This is a genomic window from Vibrio sp. 10N.286.49.B3 (assembly GCF_002873395.1).
Classification (GTDB): Bacteria; Pseudomonadota; Gammaproteobacteria; order Enterobacterales; family Vibrionaceae; genus Vibrio.
The window spans coordinates 1-20,339 of record NZ_MCUV01000068.1 but is presented as its reverse complement, the minus strand read 5'-3'; the positions used below and the strand labels follow the sequence as shown (position 1 = coordinate 20,339).

16 protein-coding genes, 2 tRNA genes and 1 pseudogene are annotated in these 20,339 nt (G+C 42.6%); 2 read left to right on the top strand and 17 right to left on the bottom strand.

Annotated elements, in window-relative coordinates:
• Position 1: 1 nt before the first annotated feature.
• From rodA to leuS, 7 genes and pseudogenes are all read right to left on the bottom strand, one after another.
• On the bottom strand, positions 2–1,123 hold the full coding sequence (rodA, locus tag BCU68_RS15960; RefSeq protein ID WP_102565727.1) for a rod shape-determining protein RodA: 1,122 nt from the start codon (positions 1,121–1,123) through the stop codon (positions 2–4).
• On the bottom strand, positions 1,123–3,012 hold the full coding sequence (mrdA, locus tag BCU68_RS15955; RefSeq protein WP_102565726.1) for a penicillin-binding protein 2: 1,890 nt from the start codon (positions 3,010–3,012) through the stop codon (positions 1,123–1,125). Before mrdA ends, rodA begins: the two co-directional genes overlap by 1 nt.
• Positions 3,013–3,018: 6 nt before the next feature.
• Positions 3,019–3,489 (bottom strand): 23S rRNA (pseudouridine(1915)-N(3))-methyltransferase RlmH, encoded by a 471-nt coding sequence (rlmH, locus tag BCU68_RS15950; RefSeq protein ID WP_102565725.1) that lies wholly within the window; start codon positions 3,487–3,489, stop codon positions 3,019–3,021.
• Positions 3,490–3,492: 3 nt separating this feature from the next.
• A complete protein-coding gene (gene rsfS / locus BCU68_RS15945; RefSeq protein ID WP_102565724.1) occupies positions 3,493–3,810 on the bottom strand; it encodes a ribosome silencing factor in 318 nt (105 codons plus the stop codon).
• An 81-nt stretch (positions 3,811–3,891) separates the two neighbouring features.
• Positions 3,892–4,914: a DNA polymerase III subunit delta gene (gene holA, locus BCU68_RS15940; protein WP_102565723.1), complete on the bottom strand. Its 1,023-nt coding sequence runs from the start codon at positions 4,912–4,914 to the stop codon at positions 3,892–3,894.
• A 64-nt stretch (positions 4,915–4,978) separates the two neighbouring features.
• Positions 4,979–5,476, bottom strand: a pseudogene (gene lptE / locus BCU68_RS15935) (LPS assembly lipoprotein LptE); the annotation flags it as partial.
• 122 nt (positions 5,477–5,598) lie between these two features.
• Positions 5,599–8,175, bottom strand: a complete 2,577-nt coding sequence (gene leuS, locus BCU68_RS15930; RefSeq protein ID WP_102565721.1) for a leucine--tRNA ligase — start codon at positions 8,173–8,175, stop codon at positions 5,599–5,601.
• A 177-nt stretch (positions 8,176–8,352) separates the two neighbouring features.
• Here leuS and BCU68_RS15925 point away from each other — a divergent pair, with 177 nt between their 5' ends.
• A complete protein-coding gene (locus BCU68_RS15925) occupies positions 8,353–8,823 on the top strand; it encodes a zinc ribbon-containing protein (RefSeq protein ID WP_102565720.1) in 471 nt (156 codons plus the stop codon).
• A gap of 104 nt (positions 8,824–8,927) precedes the next feature.
• Here the strand turns inward: BCU68_RS15925 and lnt are convergent, their stop codons facing one another.
• From lnt to miaB, 5 genes are all read right to left on the bottom strand, one after another.
• The gene (lnt, locus tag BCU68_RS15920) at positions 8,928–10,460 is read right to left on the bottom strand and encodes an apolipoprotein N-acyltransferase (protein ID WP_102565719.1); all 1,533 of its coding nucleotides are present in this window, start codon (positions 10,458–10,460) and stop codon (positions 8,928–8,930) included.
• Positions 10,461–10,497: 37 nt separating this feature from the next.
• Positions 10,498–11,388: a CNNM family magnesium/cobalt transport protein CorC gene (gene corC / locus BCU68_RS15915; protein WP_102565718.1), complete on the bottom strand. Its 891-nt coding sequence runs from the start codon at positions 11,386–11,388 to the stop codon at positions 10,498–10,500.
• Between the two features lie 100 nt (positions 11,389–11,488).
• Positions 11,489–11,959: an rRNA maturation RNase YbeY gene (ybeY, locus tag BCU68_RS15910; RefSeq protein WP_102565717.1), complete on the bottom strand. Its 471-nt coding sequence runs from the start codon at positions 11,957–11,959 to the stop codon at positions 11,489–11,491.
• A complete protein-coding gene (locus BCU68_RS15905; RefSeq protein WP_102565716.1) occupies positions 11,960–13,090 on the bottom strand; it encodes a PhoH family protein in 1,131 nt (376 codons plus the stop codon). It abuts the gene before it with no gap.
• Between the two features lie 134 nt (positions 13,091–13,224).
• Positions 13,225–14,649 carry a tRNA (N6-isopentenyl adenosine(37)-C2)-methylthiotransferase MiaB gene (gene miaB, locus BCU68_RS15900; protein ID WP_102565715.1) on the bottom strand — a complete coding sequence of 475 codons (1,425 nt, stop codon included), beginning with the start codon at positions 14,647–14,649 and terminating at the stop codon, positions 13,225–13,227.
• A 255-nt stretch (positions 14,650–14,904) separates the two neighbouring features.
• Between miaB and BCU68_RS15895 the strand changes: the two genes are divergently transcribed.
• On the top strand, positions 14,905–16,062 hold the full coding sequence (locus BCU68_RS15895; RefSeq protein WP_102565714.1) for a 2-octaprenyl-3-methyl-6-methoxy-1,4-benzoquinol hydroxylase: 1,158 nt from the start codon (positions 14,905–14,907) through the stop codon (positions 16,060–16,062).
• Positions 16,063–16,176: 114 nt separating this feature from the next.
• Here the strand turns inward: BCU68_RS15895 and BCU68_RS15890 are convergent, their stop codons facing one another.
• The 5 genes from BCU68_RS15890 to BCU68_RS15870 form a co-directional block, all read right to left on the bottom strand.
• The gene (locus BCU68_RS15890; RefSeq protein ID WP_102565713.1) at positions 16,177–17,664 is read right to left on the bottom strand and encodes an MDR family MFS transporter; all 1,488 of its coding nucleotides are present in this window, start codon (positions 17,662–17,664) and stop codon (positions 16,177–16,179) included.
• Positions 17,661–18,686 carry an HlyD family secretion protein gene (locus BCU68_RS15885; protein ID WP_102565712.1) on the bottom strand — a complete coding sequence of 342 codons (1,026 nt, stop codon included), beginning with the start codon at positions 18,684–18,686 and terminating at the stop codon, positions 17,661–17,663. The genes BCU68_RS15890 and BCU68_RS15885 overlap by 4 nt, the downstream gene beginning before the upstream one ends.
• Before the next feature lie 167 nt (positions 18,687–18,853).
• The gene (locus BCU68_RS15880) at positions 18,854–19,894 is read right to left on the bottom strand and encodes a lactonase family protein (RefSeq protein WP_102565711.1); all 1,041 of its coding nucleotides are present in this window, start codon (positions 19,892–19,894) and stop codon (positions 18,854–18,856) included.
• 142 nt (positions 19,895–20,036) lie between these two features.
• A tRNA-Leu gene (locus BCU68_RS15875) sits at positions 20,037–20,121 on the bottom strand.
• Positions 20,122–20,190: 69 nt separating this feature from the next.
• Positions 20,191–20,265, bottom strand: a tRNA-Gln gene (locus BCU68_RS15870).
• Between the last annotated feature and the right edge of the window lie 74 nt (positions 20,266–20,339).

The following is a 20,339-nucleotide window of genomic DNA, read 5'->3' as shown; positions in this document are numbered from 1 at the left end:
TTTAAGTAGCCTTTGAGAACGCTTTTCTGTGGGTATGGATGGACATCAACATGCCAAAGCCAGCCATAAGAGTCACCATTGAGGTACCACCATAGCTAATTAATGGTAAAGGAACCCCAACCACAGGTAAGATACCGCTAACCATACCTATGTTAACAAATATGTAAACAAAAAAACTTAACACAATACTGCCTGCCATCATACGACCAAAAGCCGTTTGTGCTTGACTAGCCAGATATAAGCCTCGACCAATAATGAAAAGGTAGAGCGCTAAGAGAAGTAGTACACCGAGCATGCCCCACTCTTCACCAATAACAGCAAAAATAAAATCAGTATGTCTTTCTGGTAAAAACTCCAATTGTGATTGTGTGCCTTGCATCCAGCCTTTGCCCGATAAACCACCAGAACCAATGGCGATTTTACTTTGGATAATATGGTAACCAGCGCCTAATGGATCGGATTCTGGATCAAACAGAGTCCTTACACGTACCTTTTGATACTCACGCATTAAGAAAAACCATAATACGGGAACAAACGCACCTAAACTTAGGGCTGCACCCGCGATGATTTTCCAACTGATGCCAGATAAGAAAATAACAAAGATACCAGAGGCGGCAATCAGTATAGAGGTTCCCAGATCGGGTTGTTTAGCAATAAGGATCGTTGGCACAACCACCATGACTAAAGAGATCATTAATGTTTGAAAGCTTGCTGGAAGGCTATGTTTACCAATAAACCTAGCCACCATTAATGGTACTGCTAGTTTTAGTAGCTCAGAGGGCTGGAATCGAATGAAACCTAGGTTTAACCAGCGCTGAGCACCTTTTGAGGATTCACCAAAAAAAAGTACCCCAAGGAGAAGAATTATACCTACTCCAAATAACGCAGGTGCGAAACTCTCATAAGTTCGCGGTGGAATTTGTGCTAAACCGATCATAACCACGAGAGAGAGTGCCATACGCATAGCTTGGCGATCCATCATCGCTAGGCTTTGACCACTTGCGCTATACATAACCACAAGACCAAAGCCCATTAATACTATAATGCCCAATAATAGTGGCAAATCAATATGCAGACGTTCAAAAAACGCTCGGCTTTGCCCTGTTGATGGATCAAGTTTCATTATTTATCTTCCGGGTTATTACTAGTATCTAAAATGACATGATCAAAAATCTTACGCGCAAGAGGTGCGCCATTTGTTGAACCTCCGCCAGCATTCTCTAATACAAGGGTGACAATTAACTCTGGGTCCTTAACAGGAGCAAAGCCCGTAAATAAAGCGTGATCACGTAAGTGTTCAGCGAGTTCATCGGCATTATATTTTTGGTCTTCTCTTAATCCAAAGACTTGAGCCGTACCTGATTTACCCGCACTGACATAACTACTGTCTTGAAAGTGTCGGCGAGCAGTGCCACGAACACCGTGATTCACTCGACGCATACCATCAATTGCAATATCCCAGTACTTTTCAGGTACGTTTTCTATTGGTGGATAAGTGACGATGTCAGCTTCACTTTGCGTGCTAAACGCTTCACCATTATCGATGGTTGAACGTAATAGGTGAGGTGCAATCACTTGACCATGATTAACTAAAACTGAGGTCGCTTTGGCGATTTGCATTGGTGTTGCTGTCCAATACCCTTGACCAATCCCCACAGGAATCGTGTCACCTTGATACCATGGAGTACGATGTCGAGCACGCTTCCACTCTCGTGTTGGCATATTTGCTTTACTTTCTTCACCAATATCGATGCCAGTGTAGTCACCAAAACCAAACATCATCATCCAACTCGATAAGCGGTCGATGCCTAAGTCATAAGCGATCTGATAAAAGAAAGTATCAACCGACTCTTCAATAGCTTTCGATATATTCACATGACCATGCCCCCAACGTAACCAGTCTCGAAACGGTTTGGTTTTTGAGTTAGGGATTGTCCAGTAACCAGGGTCGTTACGGCTAGTTCTTGGTGTGATAACCCCTTCTTCTAATGCCGCAACCGCAATAAAAGGTTTGACCGTGGAGGCTGGTGGGTAGATGCCTAATGTTGAGCGGTTAACTAAAGGGCGGTCAGGGTTATTGAGTAATTCATTATAGCCCTTAACAGAGATGCCATGAACGAAGGAGTTCGGGTTATAACTCGGGCTGGAAACCATCGCTAAAACACCATTATCCTTCGGATCAAGTACGACACCAGAGCCACGTCGTCCATCGAGCAGCTTATAAACATAAAGTTGCAACTCGATATCAAGGTTTAAGACAATATCTTTACCTGGTACTGGTGGTTGGTATTTTAGGGTACGAATGACACGACCACGACTGTTTACTTCAACTTCTTGATAGCCAGCCGTGCCGTGTAAAAGATCTTCATAATAGCGTTCGATGCCGAGTTTGCCGATATCTCGGGTTGCTTTGTAGTTTGCATCTTTGTCTTCGCGTACTAAGCGTTGAATGTCTCGGTCATTGATGCGCGAGACATAACCAATAACATGCGTAAGAGCACTGCTATAAGGGTAGTAACGCTTTAACGTTGCGGTAATTTCAACGCCAGGGAATTTATGTTGATTAACTGAAAAAAGGGCAACCTGTTGTTCATCTAACTGAGAGAGTAGCGGTACCGATTTGAAACGACGAGTACGACGGCGCTCTTTTTCAAAATGGGCAATCTCTTCAGAGGTAATAAGTAGTATAGATTGAAGGCGTGTAATCGTATCCTCCATATCGGTTACTTTTTCAGGGATGATTTCTAAGTTATAAACAGGGCGGTTTTCAGCCAGTAGAACGCCGTTACGATCGTAAATGAGCCCACGATTTGGTGCGATAGGGACGACTTTAATGCGGTTATCGTTTGAACGGGTTTTATAATCTTGGAATTGATTAACTTGAATATTATAAAGATTAGCGATCAGCAGACCCATCATAAGGATGATGCCGATAAAAGAGGCAATCGCGCGGTTAGTAAATAACCGCGCTTCCGCTTTGTAATCTCGTATTTGGCTACGTTTACGTAACATTAACGTTTATTCTCGATGATACGGATGATTAGTAGTAATGCTCCAGGCGCGATATAGACTTTCAGCCATAATGACGCGAACGAGAGGATGGGGTAGCGTTAGTGCCGATAAGGACCAACTTTGCTCCGCTGCTGCTTTACAAGCTGGCGCTAACCCTTCAGGTCCACCGATCAGGATAGAAACATCACGTGCATCGAGTTTCCAACTTTCTAGCTGTTGGGCTAGCTGCTCGGTATCCCACTTTTTACCAGGGATGTCGAGAGTAACAATTCGATTTCCTTTTGGCACGGCTGCTAACATCGCTTCGCCTTCTTTTTGCAGAATTCTTACAATGTCAGCATTTTTACCGCGTTTTCCTGCTTGGATCTCGATTAACTCCAATGGCATATCATGCGGGAATCGACGACGGTACTCTTGGAAGCCTTCTTCGACCCACTTGGGCATCTTTGTTCCAACAGCAATCAGTTGAATTTTCAAAGCTTAGCCCCAAAGTTTTTCTAGTTGGTATAGCTCACGTTGCTCTTCTTGCATAACGTGTAGCATGCTGGTACCCATATCTAGGATAACCCATTCACCTTGTTCTTCACCGTCCATAGCAAGTGGGTCCATGCCCATTTTCTTTACTTCTTCAGATGCGTGTTCAGCAATAGAAGCAACGTGACGCTTTGATGTACCAGTACAAACGATCATAAAGTCAGTAACGTTTGATTTGCCTTCAACGTTGATGATTTGGATGTTTTCAGCTTTCATATCGTCGGCTTTATCAGCTAAAAAATCTTTCAGTTCTTCGCGTAACACGGCGTGTTCCTCTGGGGTTGAACTCCCACAATTAATAATGATGATGAGAGTGTTCATAAATAAAGGTAATAATCGTTAAACTTAGAAAGGTAGCTCTACGCTGTTAGGCTGGCACATTTCTAGACTTAACTGGCTAAGTAGTGGCCAAGGAGACAGTTCATACTGTGTTTTGGCCAATAATTCAGCTTGTGCTAATAACGACAATAGTCGTTGAATTTTCTTTCTCGGCAAGCGTTGTAGGCTTGCTTGATAAAGAGGGCGCTTAGATTGCCAGATACGGTGCTGATCGTAAACCTGTGATAGTGACATATTCATCAATTGTTGCTGCATAGTGAGCAATAACATCAATTCTTTTTGAATACTGCGCAATAAAATGATGGATTCAATCCCTTCACTATCAAGTTGGCGTAAAATCCGTTGGCTACGATTTCCTTTTCCTGCTAATAAAGCATCAATCCAATGGAAGGTCGTAAAGTGGTTATGACGACTTAATGCCTCTTCTAGGCGAATGAGGGTTAAATGACCATCGGGATAGAGTAGAGTGAGTTTCTCTAGGCTTTGTACTAATGCTAGCAGATTACCTTCATGCCATTGAGCGAGCATTTGCAGCGCTTCAGGCTCCGGTTTTAAGCCCAGTTTATAGCATCGTTGCTGAACAAATTGTGGTAAACGTTGCATATCTGGCGTCAAACAAGTAACAAAACTTCCTTGCGATGAAAGTGCTTTAAACCACTTGGCATTTTCTTGTGCTTTAGTCAGTTTGCTACCAATAACCAGCAATAAAATATCGTTATGCAGTGCTTCGGAAAGTTCAAGTAATGACTTGGCTATGGCGGCATTAATTCCAGACTCTGGAATTTCTAATTCAATAATCTGGCGACTAGAAAACAGACTCAGAGCTTGGCAGCAATCATTGACCTTATTCCAATCAAGATTATTATCGACAACAAAGCGATGTTTCTCTTCAAACCCTTGTTGCAAAGCCTGTTGATTGATCGCTTCTCGGCTTTCTTGAACGAGTAAAGGCTCATTTCCAAAGATAAGATACACATTATTAAGCTGCTTCGTTAAGTGGTCAGCCAGTTTATCAGCATATACTCTCATGCTACTCTCGGTGCTCAATTGAGTTGTTAGCTGGCTCATCTAGAATCATATTGGCATCGTAATCGGCTCTCAGACGAGACATTTGACGAATCATCTGGCTTGCAGCTTGTTCACGCATCTCATCTTCAATCCCATCTCTTTCTACAGATTTAGCTAAAGCCGTTAATGGGTTATCTAAGTAGTTGCGTGTTACTCGGGTACTAAATGTATTACTGCCCAAGTTAGGCACCGTTACTCGATAACTGGCGGTATAGGTCAGTTCTTTTTCAGCTACACGGCTATTTTGGTAAAGAGAGAGTGTACGCTCAGAAATCGTCTCACTAATTAAATGCATGTTGGGTACGTTAGCAGCAGGCGTTACCAGTGAAATATTGATTTGAACGAGCTTTGTTTTGATGTCACGAGTTAGCTGGCTATATTGGTCAAAGCTGGTTAAAGACATGGTTTGTAGCTCTTCTGGAACCGTGTAATCACCACGTAGATGAAACCCGCAACCGGATAGAAGGCTGACGGCTAAAATGAGGGTAGAGAACCGCAACGAAGACAAGGTGATTTTGTGCATAAATAATTTGCTCTCAATTTATTAGATACTTATCTAAAGTCACTTAGTAATCAGCCTAAATACTTTTAGATAAATAATAAGCAGGGCAATCGTGCCCTGCTTATTGGATAGTTCAGTTACGATTAGTTTGCAACGATATTCAGCAGCTTACCAGGTACAAAGATAACTTTGCGAATCGTTAGTCCATCAAGGAACTTCTTCGCATTTTCATCGTTAAGACCAAGTTCACGTACTTGCTCTTCCGTTGCGTCAGCAGCAACCGTTAGTTTTGCACGTAGTTTACCATTGATCATTACAACGATTGTTTTCTCATCTTCAACTAGCGCTTTCTCATCGAAAGTTGGCCAAGTTGCAGAATCGACATCTGATTCACCTAATGCTTCCCACATTTCGTAAGAGATATGAGGAGTCATTGGGTACAGCATACGAACAACCGCTTTTAATGCTTCATCAAGGATCGCACGATCCTGAACCGATTCTTGCGGTGCTTTCGCTAACTTGTTCATCAGTTCCATGATAGCAGCGATCGCTGTATTGAACGTTTGGCGACGGTCAATATCATCGGTTACTTTAGAAATCGTTTTGTGAACATCACGACGAAGTGCTTTTTGATTGCCAGAAAGTGCTGCAGCATCGACAGCTTCAGCAGCGCCTTTTGCTGAGTGAGTTTGAACTAGCTTCCATACACGCTTAAGGAAACGGTTCGCCCCTTCAACGCCAGACTCTTGCCATTCCAAAGTCATGTCAGCGGGTGATGCAAACATCATGAACAGACGTACTGTATCAGCACCGTACTTGTTCACCATCTCTTGTGGGTCAATACCGTTGTTTTTTGACTTAGACATTTTGATCATGCCTGAGTGCTCAACGTTACGACCTTGGTCATCAATCGCTTTTTCAATGCGACCTTTACCATCACGCTCAACGGTTACATCTGTTGGTGCGATCCACTCTTTTGTGCCTTTCTCGTTTGTGTGAGAGAAAGCATCCGCTAGTACCATGCCTTGACACAGTAATTTTTTGAATGGTTCGTCAGAGGTTACATAACCTGCATCACGTAGCAATTTGTGGAAGAAGCGAGAGTACAGTAGGTGCATACAAGCGTGCTCAATACCACCAATGTATTGGTCAACTGGCAGCCAGTAGTTCGCTTTCTCTGGGTCTAGGATGTCATCTGCTTGAGGTGAGCAGTAACGAGCGTAGTACCAAGAGGATTCCATGAAGGTATCGAACGTGTCCGTTTCACGTAGAGCTGGTTCACCGTTGAAGGTTGTTTCAGCCCAAGCTTTGTCAGCTTTGATTGGGCTCGTTACGCCATCCATTACCACATCTTCAGGAAGAATCACTGGCAGTTGATCTGCTGGTACTGGGTGAACTTCACCATCTTCAGTGGTTACCATTGGGATTGGAGCACCCCAGTAACGCTGACGAGATACACCCCAGTCACGTAGACGGAAGTTTACGGTTTTCTTACCTTTGCCTTCAGCTTCTAGTTTCGCAGCAATTGCATCGAACGCAGCTTGGAAAGTTAGACCGTCGAATTCACCTGAATCGAATAGAACGCCTTTTTCAGTGTAAGCCGCTTCAGATACGTCTAGTTCAGAGCCATCTTCAGGTTTGATTACTGGAATGATGTCGATGCCGTACTTAGTCGCGAACTCGTAATCACGTTGATCGTGAGCTGGAACCGCCATTACTGCACCAGTACCGTAATCCATTAGTACGAAGTTAGCGACGTAAACAGGAACAACACGACCGTTAAGAGGGTGAACAACCGTTAGACCGGTATCCATGCCTTTCTTTTCCATTGTTGCTAGTTCTGCTTCAGCAACTTTGGTGTTACGGCACTCTTCAACGAAAGCAGCAAGCTCAGGGTTGTTCAGAGACGCTTTCTCAGCAAGAGGGTGACCTGCTGCGATACCAACGTAAGAAACACCCATTAGCGTGTCAGGACGCGTTGTGTACACTTCTAGCGGTGCTTCTTCGCCGTTAACAGCGAAAGAAAGCTCAACACCTTCAGAGCGACCAATCCAGTTACGCTGCATAGTCTTAACCATTTCAGGCCAGCCATCTAGATTGTCTAGGTCATCAAGTAGTTCTTGTGCGTACTCGGTGATCTTAATGAACCACTGTGGAATCTTCTTTTGTTCTACAGGGGTATCACAACGCCAGCAGCAACCGTCTTCTACTTGCTCGTTAGCAAGAACCGTTTGGTCGTTAGGACACCAGTTTACTGAAGATGTCTTTTTGTAAACTAAACCTTTTTCGTACAGTTTAGTGAAGAACTCTTGTTCCCAACGGTAGTACTCAGGCGTACAGGTTGCGAACTCACGGCTCCAATCATAACCAAAGCCTAATAATTTAAGCTGGTTTTTCATGTATTCAATATTTTCGTAAGTCCAAGGCGCTGGAGCGGTCTTGTTTTTTACGGCTGCGTTCTCTGCTGGAAGGCCAAATGCATCCCAACCAATTGGTTGCATAACATTTTTGCCTTGTAAGCGTTGGAAGCGAGAGACTACATCACCGATGGTATAGTTACGTACGTGACCCATGTGCAGTCGACCACTTGGGTACGGGAACATTGAAAGACAGTAGAATTTTTCTTTATTTGGGTCTTCACTTACAACAAAAGTTTTATTGTTGTCCCAGTGTTGTTGAACCTTTTGTTCAATATCTTGCGGGTTATATTGTTCTTGCATCGATGATATCCGGTTATCTTGGAATTTGTGAGTTCGGTTAGAACAGAATCTAAATGATCGTCATAGAATACCTAAAGCGACGAAGTACAACAATAGAAATACTGTATCCGATGGCTATCTATTGATAATGATGGTCAAGTTAGCGCCATAAAGCGAATTAATTCATGGAGGTTTACCATGCCAAACAGTAAAAAGGATTATGAAAAAATGTTAGCAGGGGTTGTTGATACATTAAAACATAGCCCTGAAGAGTTGGATAATGTACTCGATACATCGGCAAAAGTGGTTGATGCAGCCAATGAGATGACCAAAGATGAGCTAGCGTTAATCTCTGCTTATATGAAGTCGGATTTAAAAGAGTTTGCTGAAAATTACGAAGAAAGTAAAAGTGGTCCTTTCTATCTGATGGTTATGGATTCCATTTGGCAGGGGTTACTCGAAATTACTGATAGAACCAAAGTGGAATGGGTCGAGTTATTTCAAGACCTTGAGCATCGAGGCTTGTATAAAACGGGGGATGTCATTGGCTTTGGTGTACTCGTGTGTGAAAATTGCACGCATAAAGTCGAATATAACCACCCAACAAGCATTGTGAGTTGCACTAAGTGTGGGAGCAATGCGTTTAGTCGTCAGGCGTTAAAGCCATAAAGAGTGCTTACGTTAGCTTGGGTGTTGCTGTGTGTTTAAAAAGGCAATAATCCCTCTCTTACTCGATGGTATCGAAGTGGTAAGAGAGGGCTAAGCGTTATTGATTACTTTTCTTGAGCAGACGCTTTTTTACGCTGGAACCAAGCACCAAGCAATAGAGTGAATGCCACCCAAGCATAAATAGGGTAGCTTCCCCATATACGGAAAGGCGTATAACCATCGGTTGGCGTTAACGTGCTGCGTAATACCCCAGTTTCAAATTGCGGTAAGCTTGCGGTTATCTGACCTTTATGATCAGTGACAGCAGTAACACCATTATTGGTCGAACGAATCAAAGGCTTACCCAACTCCAGTGCTCGCATTTGAGCAATTTCCATATGCTGTAGAGGACCAATAGAGTCACCAAACCAAGCATCATTGGATAAGGTTAAAATAAAATCGGTTTCCTCAGTTATATTCTGGCGAACTTGCTCGTTAAAGATGATTTCATAGCATAGCGCCGGTGCCATTGGGTGCCCGTTGGCAACAATATTCGGCTGCACATAATCACCACGCGTAAATGATGACATTGGCAAATTAAAAAATGGCGCTAAAGGGCGTAAGAAATCTTCTAGAGGCACAAACTCACCAAAAGGCAGTAAGTGATGCTTTTGGTAGCGCTCTGTTGGGTCATAGCGATACTCATCACGATTGGTGTTGCCTAAAGTGAGGATACTGTTGTAATACTCGGTTGGACCAACTTGGTTTAATACGCCGGTAATCAATGCACTGTCATTCATCTTGGCAGCAGTATCAAGGTTATGTAAGTATGAGCGCACTTCCGATTCGAAAGCCGGAATCGCGGCTTCAGGCCAGATAATAATATCTGCATCCCAATTCTCTCGGGTTAAATCTGCATACTTCATAATGGTTGGCCAGCGTTCGCTTGGTAACCACTTTAAATCTTGATCAACGTTACCTTGGATCAAGGCTAATGAGGTGGTTTTCTCTGTATTCGGTGTTACCCAGTTTACAGAGTGAATACCAACGCCTGTCGCGAGGATCACCATAGGGATCAGCGTGACTTGCCATTGCCTGTGAATAGCTGCATATGCAAGTGATGATGCCGATAAGATAATGAGCAAAGTGACAAGCTCGACACCGCCTATAGGAGCAAATGGTGCCAGTGGGCCATCAATTTGACTATAGCCTAACCATAACCAAGGGAAGCCAGTCATTACCCAGCCTCGTAACCAATCGCAGATTAGCCATAGGGCAGGGGCAGCTAAGAAAAAGCGTGTTAAGTTTGCTTGTGGGACAAAACGATTTAATGCCCAAGCGAATAAACCTGTATAAACCGCAAGGTAGGCAACTAAGAGCCCCATCAATAGCAAATTAATACCGAGAGGCATGCCTCCAAACCCAGCAATGCTGACATATACCCAGCTGATCCCAGTAGCAAATTGACCAAACCCCCAAGCATAGCCAATCGCTAACGCTTGTTTTCTGGTTTGGTTATGAATCAGCCACAATAGGATCGCAGGGCTTAAGATTGCGACTATCCAGTATTGATAAGGAGCAAAAGCTAGTGTCGTACAAGCGCCAACAAAAACGGCCGCAAGCGGCCGTAGTAGGCGATGAGTAAAGGTTCTATTCATCGTTTTCTTTTTCAGTAATCCCTATATAGAGAGGGAGTTATTCTTCGGTATCAGGAAGAGGTTCATCATCAGGTACAGTAACTTGCAGTTGAACCACGCGGCGATTATCCGCAGCAGTGACTTTAAATGAATAATTTTCAATTTCAATCACTTCACCACGAGACGGAAGATGACCAAATGTTGTCATCACCATACCCCCGACAGTGTCTATTTCTTCATTACTAAATTGAGTACCAAAGGTATCATTAAAGTCTTCAATCGTCGTTAAAGCTTTGACAGCAAAGGTATGCTTGCTTAATTTTCGGATGTCGACTTCTTCTTCGTCGTCAAATTCATCTTCAATCTCGCCAACAATCTCTTCTAAAATATCTTCAATGGTCACCAAGCCAGATACACCACCAAACTCATCGACAACAATGGCCATGTGGTAGCGCTCTTCTTGGAACTCTTTTAAAAGGCGATCAACGCGTTTGCTTTCAGGTACGACAACAATAGGGCGTATTACCTCTTCGATGTCGAACTCTTCGCTGCCTGAGCCTAAGTACTTAAGTAGGTCCTTCGCTAATAGAATGCCTTCAACATGGTCTTTGTCTTCACTAATCACTGGGTAGCGAGAGTGTTGAGCGTCCGTAATGAGTGCAATCAATGTATCTAAGTCATCGGTGCGCTCAATCGTTACCATTTGAGAACGAGGCAGCATAATATCGCGCACTCGCATCTCTGAAATTTCCATAACACCTTCAAGCATATCGCGGGTGTCGTGGTCAATTAGGTCATTAACTTCTGAGTCGCGGATAACATCCACAAGCTCTTGGCGGTCTTTTAACTCACCTTGAAATAATTGCACTAGGCGTTCAAAGAAGGACTTTCTACTCGGACCTTCAGATTTTTTACTTCCCTCAGAAGTGGGGGGGGTACCTTCGTTCATGATCACTCAAAAAATAACGCTATCAGATGTGTGATAGCTCACATGTAATAGCGAAGAGTGGTTAATAACAGACTCTTCGCTATGGTCTTAACATCAATAGTTAAAGTTCAATCTTTTCACTAATGTAAGGATCGTCATAACCCATTTCAAGCATGATTTCCGTTTCTAGAGACTCCATCTCTTCCGCTTCTTCATCCTCAATATGATCATAACCTAGCAGATGTAAGCTGCCATGTACAACCATATGCGCCCAGTGTGCTAGCAAAGGCTTATTTTGCTCTTTTGCCTCAGCTTCAACCACTTGGCGACAAATAATTAAATCGCCTAATAAATCAATATCAAAACCTGGTGGCGCTTCAAAGGGAAAAGACAACACGTTAGTTGGTTTATCTTTACCACGGTAATCGAGGTTTAGCTGGTGGCTTTCTTGCTCATCAACAATACGAATCGTTAACTCAGCTTGTGCTTGAAAAGGAATGATCGCCTTATCTAACCATTGCTGAATGTCTTGACCGGTTGGTAACCCAGACTCATCATCGACAGCCAGTTGTAAATCGAGTTCAATCGACATTTATTTTCCTTCTTCAGAATTTGATGCATTGGTGTGTGCATCTAAATGAGTTTGAACTTGTTGCGTCACGGCAGCAGTATTAACCAGTACTTGATTTTCTCTTTCTTGGCGGCGGCGCTGCTCAATCTCTTTACGTTGCTTGAGATCTTTCGCTTCCCACTTTTCATAGGCATTAACAATACGAGCAACCACTGGGTGGCGCACGACATCATCGGCTAAGAAAAAGTTAAAGCTAATTTCATCGACGTCACTCAATACTTCAGTGGCATGGCGTAAACCAGATTTTGCGCCACGAGGTAAATCAATTTGAGTAATATCACCAGTAATGACAGCGCGAGAATTGAAGCCAATACGGGTTAAGAACATCTTCATTTGTTCAACCGTGGTGTTTTGGCTTTCATCAAGAATAATAAACGCATCATTTAACGTACGACCACGCATGTAAGCCAAAGGTGCGACTTCAATAACATTACGTTCAATCAGCTTTTCAACACGCTCAAAGCCGAGCATTTCAAATAAAGCGTCATATAAAGGGCGCAGGTAAGGATCGACTTTCTGGCTTAAGTCACCAGGTAAGAAACCGAGCTTTTCACCCGCTTCTACTGCTGGGCGAGTAAGTAGAATGCGGCTGATCTCTTGACGCTCTAAAGCATCAACAGCAGCGGCAACAGCAAGATAGGTTTTACCAGTACCAGCAGGACCCACGCCAAAGGTAATATCATGAGTAACGATATTCACCAGATATTCAGCTTGGTTTGGCGTACGTGGTTTGATGACGCCTTTTTTGGTTTTGATAAAGACTTCTTTACCATAGCCAATTTCGGACTCTGTTGTTTGCTCTAAAACACCAGATTCTTTAATCGCTAAATGCACTTGATCAGGTTCAATGTCGGGTGTATTACCACGCACAGGCGCCGTATCCACATAGAGTGATTTTAAGATGTCCAATGCAGCAGAGGCGGAATAAGCTTTACCGACAATGCTAAAGTAGTTATTTCGATGGTTGATCTCAACGCCTAAACGACGTTCTAAATGCTTAATATTGTCATCGAAGGGACCGCACAGGCTAGATAAACGGCGGTTATCAGAAGGTTCTAGGTCAATTTCTAGAGTTACAATTTTATTACTCAAGGCTGCCTCTCTTGTCGACTAATAAAATAAAAGCCCGAGAATATCGGGCTTCTTTTCATTTAATCTTATAGCACTTTTATGACGATTAATACGTTGGCTTAACGTCTAATCACAATCGAAGTGATTTTTTGAGACTAAGGCGTATAAGTACCCACACCTAGCTCGTCCTCTTTACGCATTTTTTCCATCATTTCTGCTGGTGTCATTGCAATACGTAAATCCATCTCTTTTTCAGTACGCACTAATACACCACGTAGTGAGTTAGCAAATACGTCGACGATTTTAACATCAACGAATTGACCGATAAGATCAGCAGAACCTTCAAAGTTAACAACACGGCTGTTCTCTGTACGGCCACGTAGCTCCATTAGGTTACGCTTTGATGGACCTTCAACAAGGATACGTTGCTCAGTCTCTAACATGTAGCGTGAGTAGCGCATTGCTTGCGAGTTGATAGTCTGTTGTAGTTCGTATAGACGATCTTTCTTCTCTTGCTCTGGAACATCACACGGGTAATCTGCCGCTGGTGTACCTGGACGAGGAGAGAAGACGAAGCTGAAACTCATATCAAAATTAACATCTTTGATCAGTTTCATCGTGTCTTGGAAATCTTTGTCGGTTTCACCAGGGAAGCCAACAATGAAGTCAGAACTGATTTGAATACCTGGGCGCGCTTTACGTAGCTTACGAATAATTGATTTGTATTCGATAGCAGTGTGTGGACGCTTCATCATGGTTAGAATGCGATCAGAACCACTTTGTACTGGTAAGTGTAAGAAGCTTACCAGTTCAGGAGTATCTTCGTATACCGCAACGATATCGTCAGTGAACTCTAGCGGGTGGCTAGTTGTAAAGCGGATACGGTCAATGCCATCAATAGAAGCAACAAGGCGCAGTAAATCAGCGAATGAACAGATATCACCATCGTAGGTTGGACCACGGTAAGCATTTACGTTTTGACCTAGTAGGTTAACTTCACGCACACCTTGAGCGGCAAGCTGAGCAACTTCATATAGAACGTCATCCATTGGGCGGCTTACTTCTTCACCGCGCGTGTAAGGTACAACGCAGTAAGTACAGTACTTTGAACAGCCTTCCATAATTGAAACGAACGCAGTTGCACCTTCAGCACGAGGCTCTGGCAAGTTATCGAACTTTTCAATTTCAGGGAAAGAAATGTCCATCACTGGCTTTTCATTTGAAAGTGATGATTTGATCATTTCAGGGAGACGGTGCAGTGTTTGTGGGCCAAAAATAACGTCAACAAACGGTGCACGTTGACGAATATGGTCGCCTTCTTGAGTCGCAACACAACCACCAACGCCGATAACAACGCCTTCTTTTTTATCTTTTAGCGTTTTCCATCGGCCAAGCTGGTGGAAAACTTTTTCTTGTGCTTTTTCACGGATCGAACAGGTGTTCAGTAGTAGTACATCTGCTTCCTCTGGTATTTCTGTTAATTCATAACCATTAGCGGCATTAAGCAGGTCGGCCATTTTAGATGAATCATATTCATTCATCTGACAACCCCAGGTTTTAATTAGCAGTTTCTTACTCATCTTGTTTCGCTCGATCGTTAGTTTAAATTAAGGGAGCAAATGCCCTGTGAATCTTTGTGCCATCACGGCAAGCGGCGTATTGTACTGGTTTCGATCTCAACTGACTAGTGATCAACCGAAATCTCTTGCCTAGTGTCTTGACTTTAACACTATCGATAAAGGGAAGTTAATGATCAGAAGGAAATCATTTCTCAATTGCTGATGCAAAACGTACAATAAAAAACAAGTAAAAATCAAGATGATGAAGTTGGTGCGATGAAACAGTTTGATGTAGCGGTAATTGGTGGTGGTATGGTCGGTGCAGCCATAGCGATCGGTTTTGCAAAACAGGGAAAAACCGTCGCACTAGTTGAAGGCGCTGCACCAAAAGCGTTTGAAGCTGAGCAGGCGATGGATATTCGAGTTTCAGCGATCTCTCAAACCTCAGTTAGTTTACTAGAGGAATTAGGGGCATGGTCGGCGATAGAAGCAATGAGAGTATGCCCATATAAGCGTTTGGAAACCTGGGATCACCCTGATTGTCGAACGCGATTTAATGCCGATGATATTCAACTTGCTCAGTTAGGCTATATTGTTGAAAACCGAGTCATTCAACTGGGTTTATGGCAACAAATGACAAGCTATGACAACCTGACATTATTTTGTCCAGATCAGCTAGAAAGCACGATGCATGGCATTGAAAGTAATCAAATCACGTTAACGTCGGGTGAGCAATTTAATGCGCTTTGGGTGGTTGGCGCTGATGGTGCCAATTCGAAGGTTAGAGCTGAAGCGGGGATTGGGATCACGGCATGGGATTATCGTCAGCATTGTATGTTGATTCATGTGGAAACTGAATGTCAGCAGCAAGATATTACCTGGCAGCAATTTACGCCAAGTGGTCCACGCTCATTTCTTCCTTTGTGTGGTCAGCAGGCTTCTTTGGTGTGGTATGACTCACCAAAGAGAATAAAACAGTTAAGTTTGATGTCAGCTCAGCAGCTACGCGAAGAAATCCTTGCTCATTTTCCGCCTGAATTGGGTGATATTAAAGTGCTTAACCATGGTTCTTTTCCTTTAACACGCCGTCATGCTCAGCAATATTATCGTTCTCGATGTGTTTTGGTTGGTGATTCTGCGCATACTATCAACCCGTTAGCAGGGCAGGGTGTCAATTTAGGCTTTAAAGATGTCGCGGCACTATTAGCTGTATCCTCAGCGCAAGGTCAATTAGAAGAAGAGCAAGTTGCACAATATCAAAAGCTAAGACGCGCAGATAACTTATTGATGCAAAGCGGAATGGACTTGTTTTATAAAACCTTTAGTAACAATATCTTGCCGATGAAGCTAGCTCGTAATATCGCGCTAAAGTTGGCTGAAAATTCAGGACCAATTAAAAAACAAGTGCTTAAGTATGCGTTAGGTTTGAAATAACGATACACTTAAAATAGGTTTGATTTACTAGCCGTTGAAGGTGTTTATAAATAGGCTTCCCTACCTATTTATAAACATATCGCGAAAAGGATTATATACAGCGGATATTCATTGCTACTTAGAGCGAATAAAAATCAACATAGGCATCATAATAATAAACATGACACCAACGAATTGGAAGGTATGAACATAGGCGACCATTTGAGATTGTTGATGTAACATTTGTTGGTATTGCTCTAGCGCTAAAGGGTCAGTAATCGATAACCCTTGGTTGGCAGCCCAATCTCTTAGTACAGGATTGTACGTGTTGATCCCTTCACTTAAAGCATGCCACTGTTGTTGTCCATCTCGATACTGAAATGTGGTTGCAATAGAGATCCCAAATGAACTACCAATAGTACGAAAGAGATTATAAATACTCGCTGCGGCAACAGATTGCTCTTTAGGTACCGTTAAATAAGCTAAGGTCGATAAGGTGGAAAAGGTTAATCCTAGCCCAACCCCTTGAAGCATGCTTGGCATAATGATCCAAAATGCATCAATATTTAGCGAATACTGGGTCATAAAGTAGCTACCAATCCCAATACAACTTAGCCCAAATACAATTTTGAGTCTTGGATCGAACTGAGGGTTGAGCTTAATCACTAATAATAGCATAGCCGCTGATGCAAGCCCGCGCGGTGCCATGAATAGTCCAGTCGTGGATACTGGGTAGTTGAGTAAACTCTCCAATAGCATCGGTTGTTGAGTCGTTAGCCCAAACATTGCCATTGAAACAACTGCCATTAAGATCGATGATACCATCAAATTTTTATCTTTTAAGAGCCATAATGGTGCGATTGGACTTTTCGTTTTCCAACTACGATAAGCCCACATAATTAATCCAATTGCAGCGAGAAAAATAGCCATTTGGATCATACGAGAATTCAACCAATCCTCTTCATTACCTTTATCTAAGAAAAACTGTAAAGCACCAACCCCAAGGGCCATATAACCAATAATCCACCAATCAAAGCTTGGTTTTGATTTATTATTAATATGGATATAGCGATAAATAAGCGTGGTGCAAATTAAACCAAAAGGTAAGTTTATGTAGAATATCCAACGCCAACTCATATTATCGGTAATTAAACCACCGACCACAGGACCAAGAATAGGACCAAGCAAGATACCGATAGAGAATATTGCCATTGCTTTCCCTTTTTGTTCTCCAGGGTAAAGCTGCACTAATGTTGATTGTGCTAATGGGATAACAGAGGCACCAAAAGCGCCTTGTATAATACGGAATATCACCATTTCGTTGAGAGAGTTAGCTTGTCCACATAAAGCGCTCGCAATAATAAAACCTATCACAGAGACAAGTATGACTTTGCGCACACCAAAGCGTGATACCCAGAAGCTTGTCATTGGAATAAATATCGCTTCGGCCATACTATAGCCAGTTAACACCCATGTGATTTGATCTGCCGTGGCACCAAGTGCCCCCATCATGTGAGAAAGTGACACATTGGCAACGGTTAAATCAATCAAGACCATGATGGCGGACAGCATAACAGCAAAGGTGGCTAACCCTCGTTTGTTGTCTACTATTTTAGAGGTCATTGTGCGTAACTTTGTAGGTCAACAGTAACTTCTGCACTTGCTCCTACACGTAGTTGTGGTGCACCTTCTGGCACTTCTAATGCTAATCGAATAGGGAATCGCTGTTTGATTTTTACCCAGTTACCTGTTGCATTTTCAGATGGCATTAATGAGAAAGAAGTCCCACTTGCTGGAGAAAGCTGCTCTATGGATGCTTGCCAGACAACATCTGGATACATATCGATGACAACTTCAGCCTTCATGCCTGGTTTGATGTGTGTTAAATCAGTTTCTTTAAAATTTGCTCTTATCCAGTAGCTGTCTTTAATAATGACTGGAAATAGAGTCTGTCCAATACTAATAATGGATCCGTTATGCGTATTTATTTCACCTGCAATACCATCAACTGGTGAGGTGATATCGGTATAACTTAGATTTAATTCTGCTTGAGCAAGTTGAGCGGCAGCTTGTTGAACAATCGCGGCTTCTGCTCCTTCTTTACCACGGTTTGCGATCGTTTTCTCTACCGTGGCACGTGATTGCTCTAAGTTAGCTTGTGCATTTGCAAGCTTGTTTCTTGCAGTATCAAGATCTTGTTCTGACGATAACTTACGTTTTACTAGAGAATGAATACGTTTGTACTCTAGTTGAGATTCAGTCAAATTTGAGCGCGCAGCATCTAATCCCGCGACAGCTTCAGTAACTTGCTTATCTGCAACTTCATGTTGTTGGACAGCTAACTGGTAAGCTGCTTCTGCTTGTTTTACCGCTAATAAGTAAGGTCGAGAGTCGATTTTTAGCAGCAAGTCACCTTTGTTGACGACCTGAAAATCTCGGATATCGACAGAAACAACCTGACCTTGAACTTGAGGAGCAACAGAGAGAATTTTAGCTCGTACATAGGCATCTTCTGTACTTGGGTGCCCATCTGCAAACTTCCATGACCAAAGCATGGTCGAAAAAATAGAGATACAGACGAGAAAGAAAAAGAATTTAGTTAGTTTTGATTTAAAAGAAGGGGGGATTATTTTATCGTCGCTCATTATCTTGTCCAAGAGTTCAATTACGTGATCAGTGTAGAACTTTTAAATATTTGAACAATCAAATGATCTGAAAGCTAAAAATCCATTTTTAAGTGTTGCTAATTCCTTCTACGTTAATTGAGTAGAAGGAATGCTATGTTGTGATAAAGCTAGTTCAACACGCTTTATTAACCGCTAATACAAACTGGCGCACCTAAACTTATACTGTTACCGGTGAAGGCTAATTCGCCACTATCAATATTACGTTTAAAACTGGTGAGGTTATTTGAATGCTGATTGGCTGCAATTACCCATTGACCATCGTTGGTAATTAAAAAGTCGCGAGGAAATTCACCTTGTGTAGAGTAAGCCGCGATAAAATCAAGCTGCTGGGTTTGAGGTACAATGGCAAAGCAACTGATTTTTGATTGATGGCGGGATGAGACATAAAGAAATTTTTCATCAGGAGAAAGTTTAATAGCTGCAGTCGCTTCACCTTTTTCCTCATTAGGTAGTGCATCCACTTCTTGAATAATAACCCACTGATCAAACTTTTTAGCTAAGACTAAAATGGTTTCGGACAATTCACACACCACATAAGCCATCGTTTCAAGATGATTAAAGACTAAATGACGAGGTCCTCGACCTGGTGGTACTTGCAGGCGTTGTATTGGCTTGGTTAAAAACTCATCTTGCTCTTCATCAAAACAATAAAAATTTATGCTGTCTGAGCCTAAATCTACCATAACGAACTGTGGCAAAGAGCGAAGGAAGACGCATTGGTGAGCATGTGGTTGCGTTTGGCGAGTTAAATGTGCTCCGCTACCCGCCGATTGGATAGTTATTAATGGTTTATCTATTTGCCCATTTATGTCGAGCGTAAAAATATTGATGTTTCCTGAGCTATATTGCGAAGTGATAATGTACTTTTTATTGTGATCGATAGCGATATGGCAAGGGTGATCACCAGATATTGGCATTGCTTGACACTTTTCCCATTCTTTATTCGCCGCTAAATAAGCAAGCTTTGGTTTAGCCGCTTGAGCAACTTCAGAGATTGCGTATAAGCCTGATGGTGTTGTGATGACAAAAGAAGGGTTTCGGCAAGGCTGTATGAGTGTGAGTTTAGACAATTCACCACGACTCAAGTCAAATTGAACACTGTAGATCCCTTGGCTTGAACTCGGGCTATCGGTATAGCAACCAATCGTTAGAGGAAGATAATTCATAGAACAATACAATTAAGTGAGTGTGGATAGTATTGTCTAATAAAAAAAGAAATGAAGAGAGGGGAGATAAAGGATTAAGCGTGACACTGATACCAAATCCAGAAAAAAGAAAACCCAGCTAAAAAGCTGGGTTTCTAAATGATGGTGCGGTCGGAGAGACTTGAACTCTCACACCTCTCGGCGCCAGAACCTAAATCTGGTGCGTCTACCAATTCCGCCACGACCGCAGCAAAGCTTTTACTCTAGCGAAGAGTATAGTTATATCGATATTGGTATTTCAATATAACGTTGTATAGTGGCTGGGCTACCTGGATTCGAACCAGGGAATGCTGGCATCAAAAGCCAGTGCCTTACCGCTTGGCGATAGCCCAACAGGGATTCTTACGAATCGATTCCATAAAGGAATGATGGTGCGGTCGGAGAGACTTGAACTCTCACACCTCTC

Excerpts from the sequence above, each read along its gene's own strand:
- rodA (WP_102565727.1), bottom strand. The coding sequence starts at position 1,123 with ATGAAACTTGATCCATCAACAGGGCAAAGCCGAGCGTTTTTTGAACGT.
- mrdA (WP_102565726.1), bottom strand. The coding sequence starts at position 3,012 with ATGTTACGTAAACGTAGCCAAATACGAGATTACAAAGCGGAAGCGCGG.
- holA (WP_102565723.1), bottom strand. The coding sequence starts at position 4,914 with ATGAGAGTATATGCTGATAAACTGGCTGACCACTTAACGAAGCAGCTT.
- leuS (WP_102565721.1), bottom strand. The coding sequence starts at position 8,175 with ATGCAAGAACAATATAACCCGCAAGATATTGAACAAAAGGTTCAACAA.
- BCU68_RS15925 (WP_102565720.1), top strand. The coding sequence starts at position 8,353 with ATGCCAAACAGTAAAAAGGATTATGAAAAAATGTTAGCAGGGGTTGTT.
- lnt (WP_102565719.1), bottom strand. The coding sequence starts at position 10,460 with ATGAATAGAACCTTTACTCATCGCCTACTACGGCCGCTTGCGGCCGTT.
- corC (WP_102565718.1), bottom strand. The coding sequence starts at position 11,388 with ATGAACGAAGGTACCCCCCCCACTTCTGAGGGAAGTAAAAAATCTGAA.
- ybeY (WP_102565717.1), bottom strand. The coding sequence starts at position 11,959 with ATGTCGATTGAACTCGATTTACAACTGGCTGTCGATGATGAGTCTGGG.
- miaB (WP_102565715.1), bottom strand. The coding sequence starts at position 14,649 with ATGAGTAAGAAACTGCTAATTAAAACCTGGGGTTGTCAGATGAATGAA.
- BCU68_RS15895 (WP_102565714.1), top strand. The coding sequence starts at position 14,905 with ATGAAACAGTTTGATGTAGCGGTAATTGGTGGTGGTATGGTCGGTGCA.
- BCU68_RS15890 (WP_102565713.1), bottom strand. The coding sequence starts at position 17,664 with ATGACCTCTAAAATAGTAGACAACAAACGAGGGTTAGCCACCTTTGCT.
- BCU68_RS15885 (WP_102565712.1), bottom strand. The coding sequence starts at position 18,686 with ATGAGCGACGATAAAATAATCCCCCCTTCTTTTAAATCAAAACTAACT.
- BCU68_RS15880 (WP_102565711.1), bottom strand. The coding sequence starts at position 19,894 with ATGAATTATCTTCCTCTAACGATTGGTTGCTATACCGATAGCCCGAGT.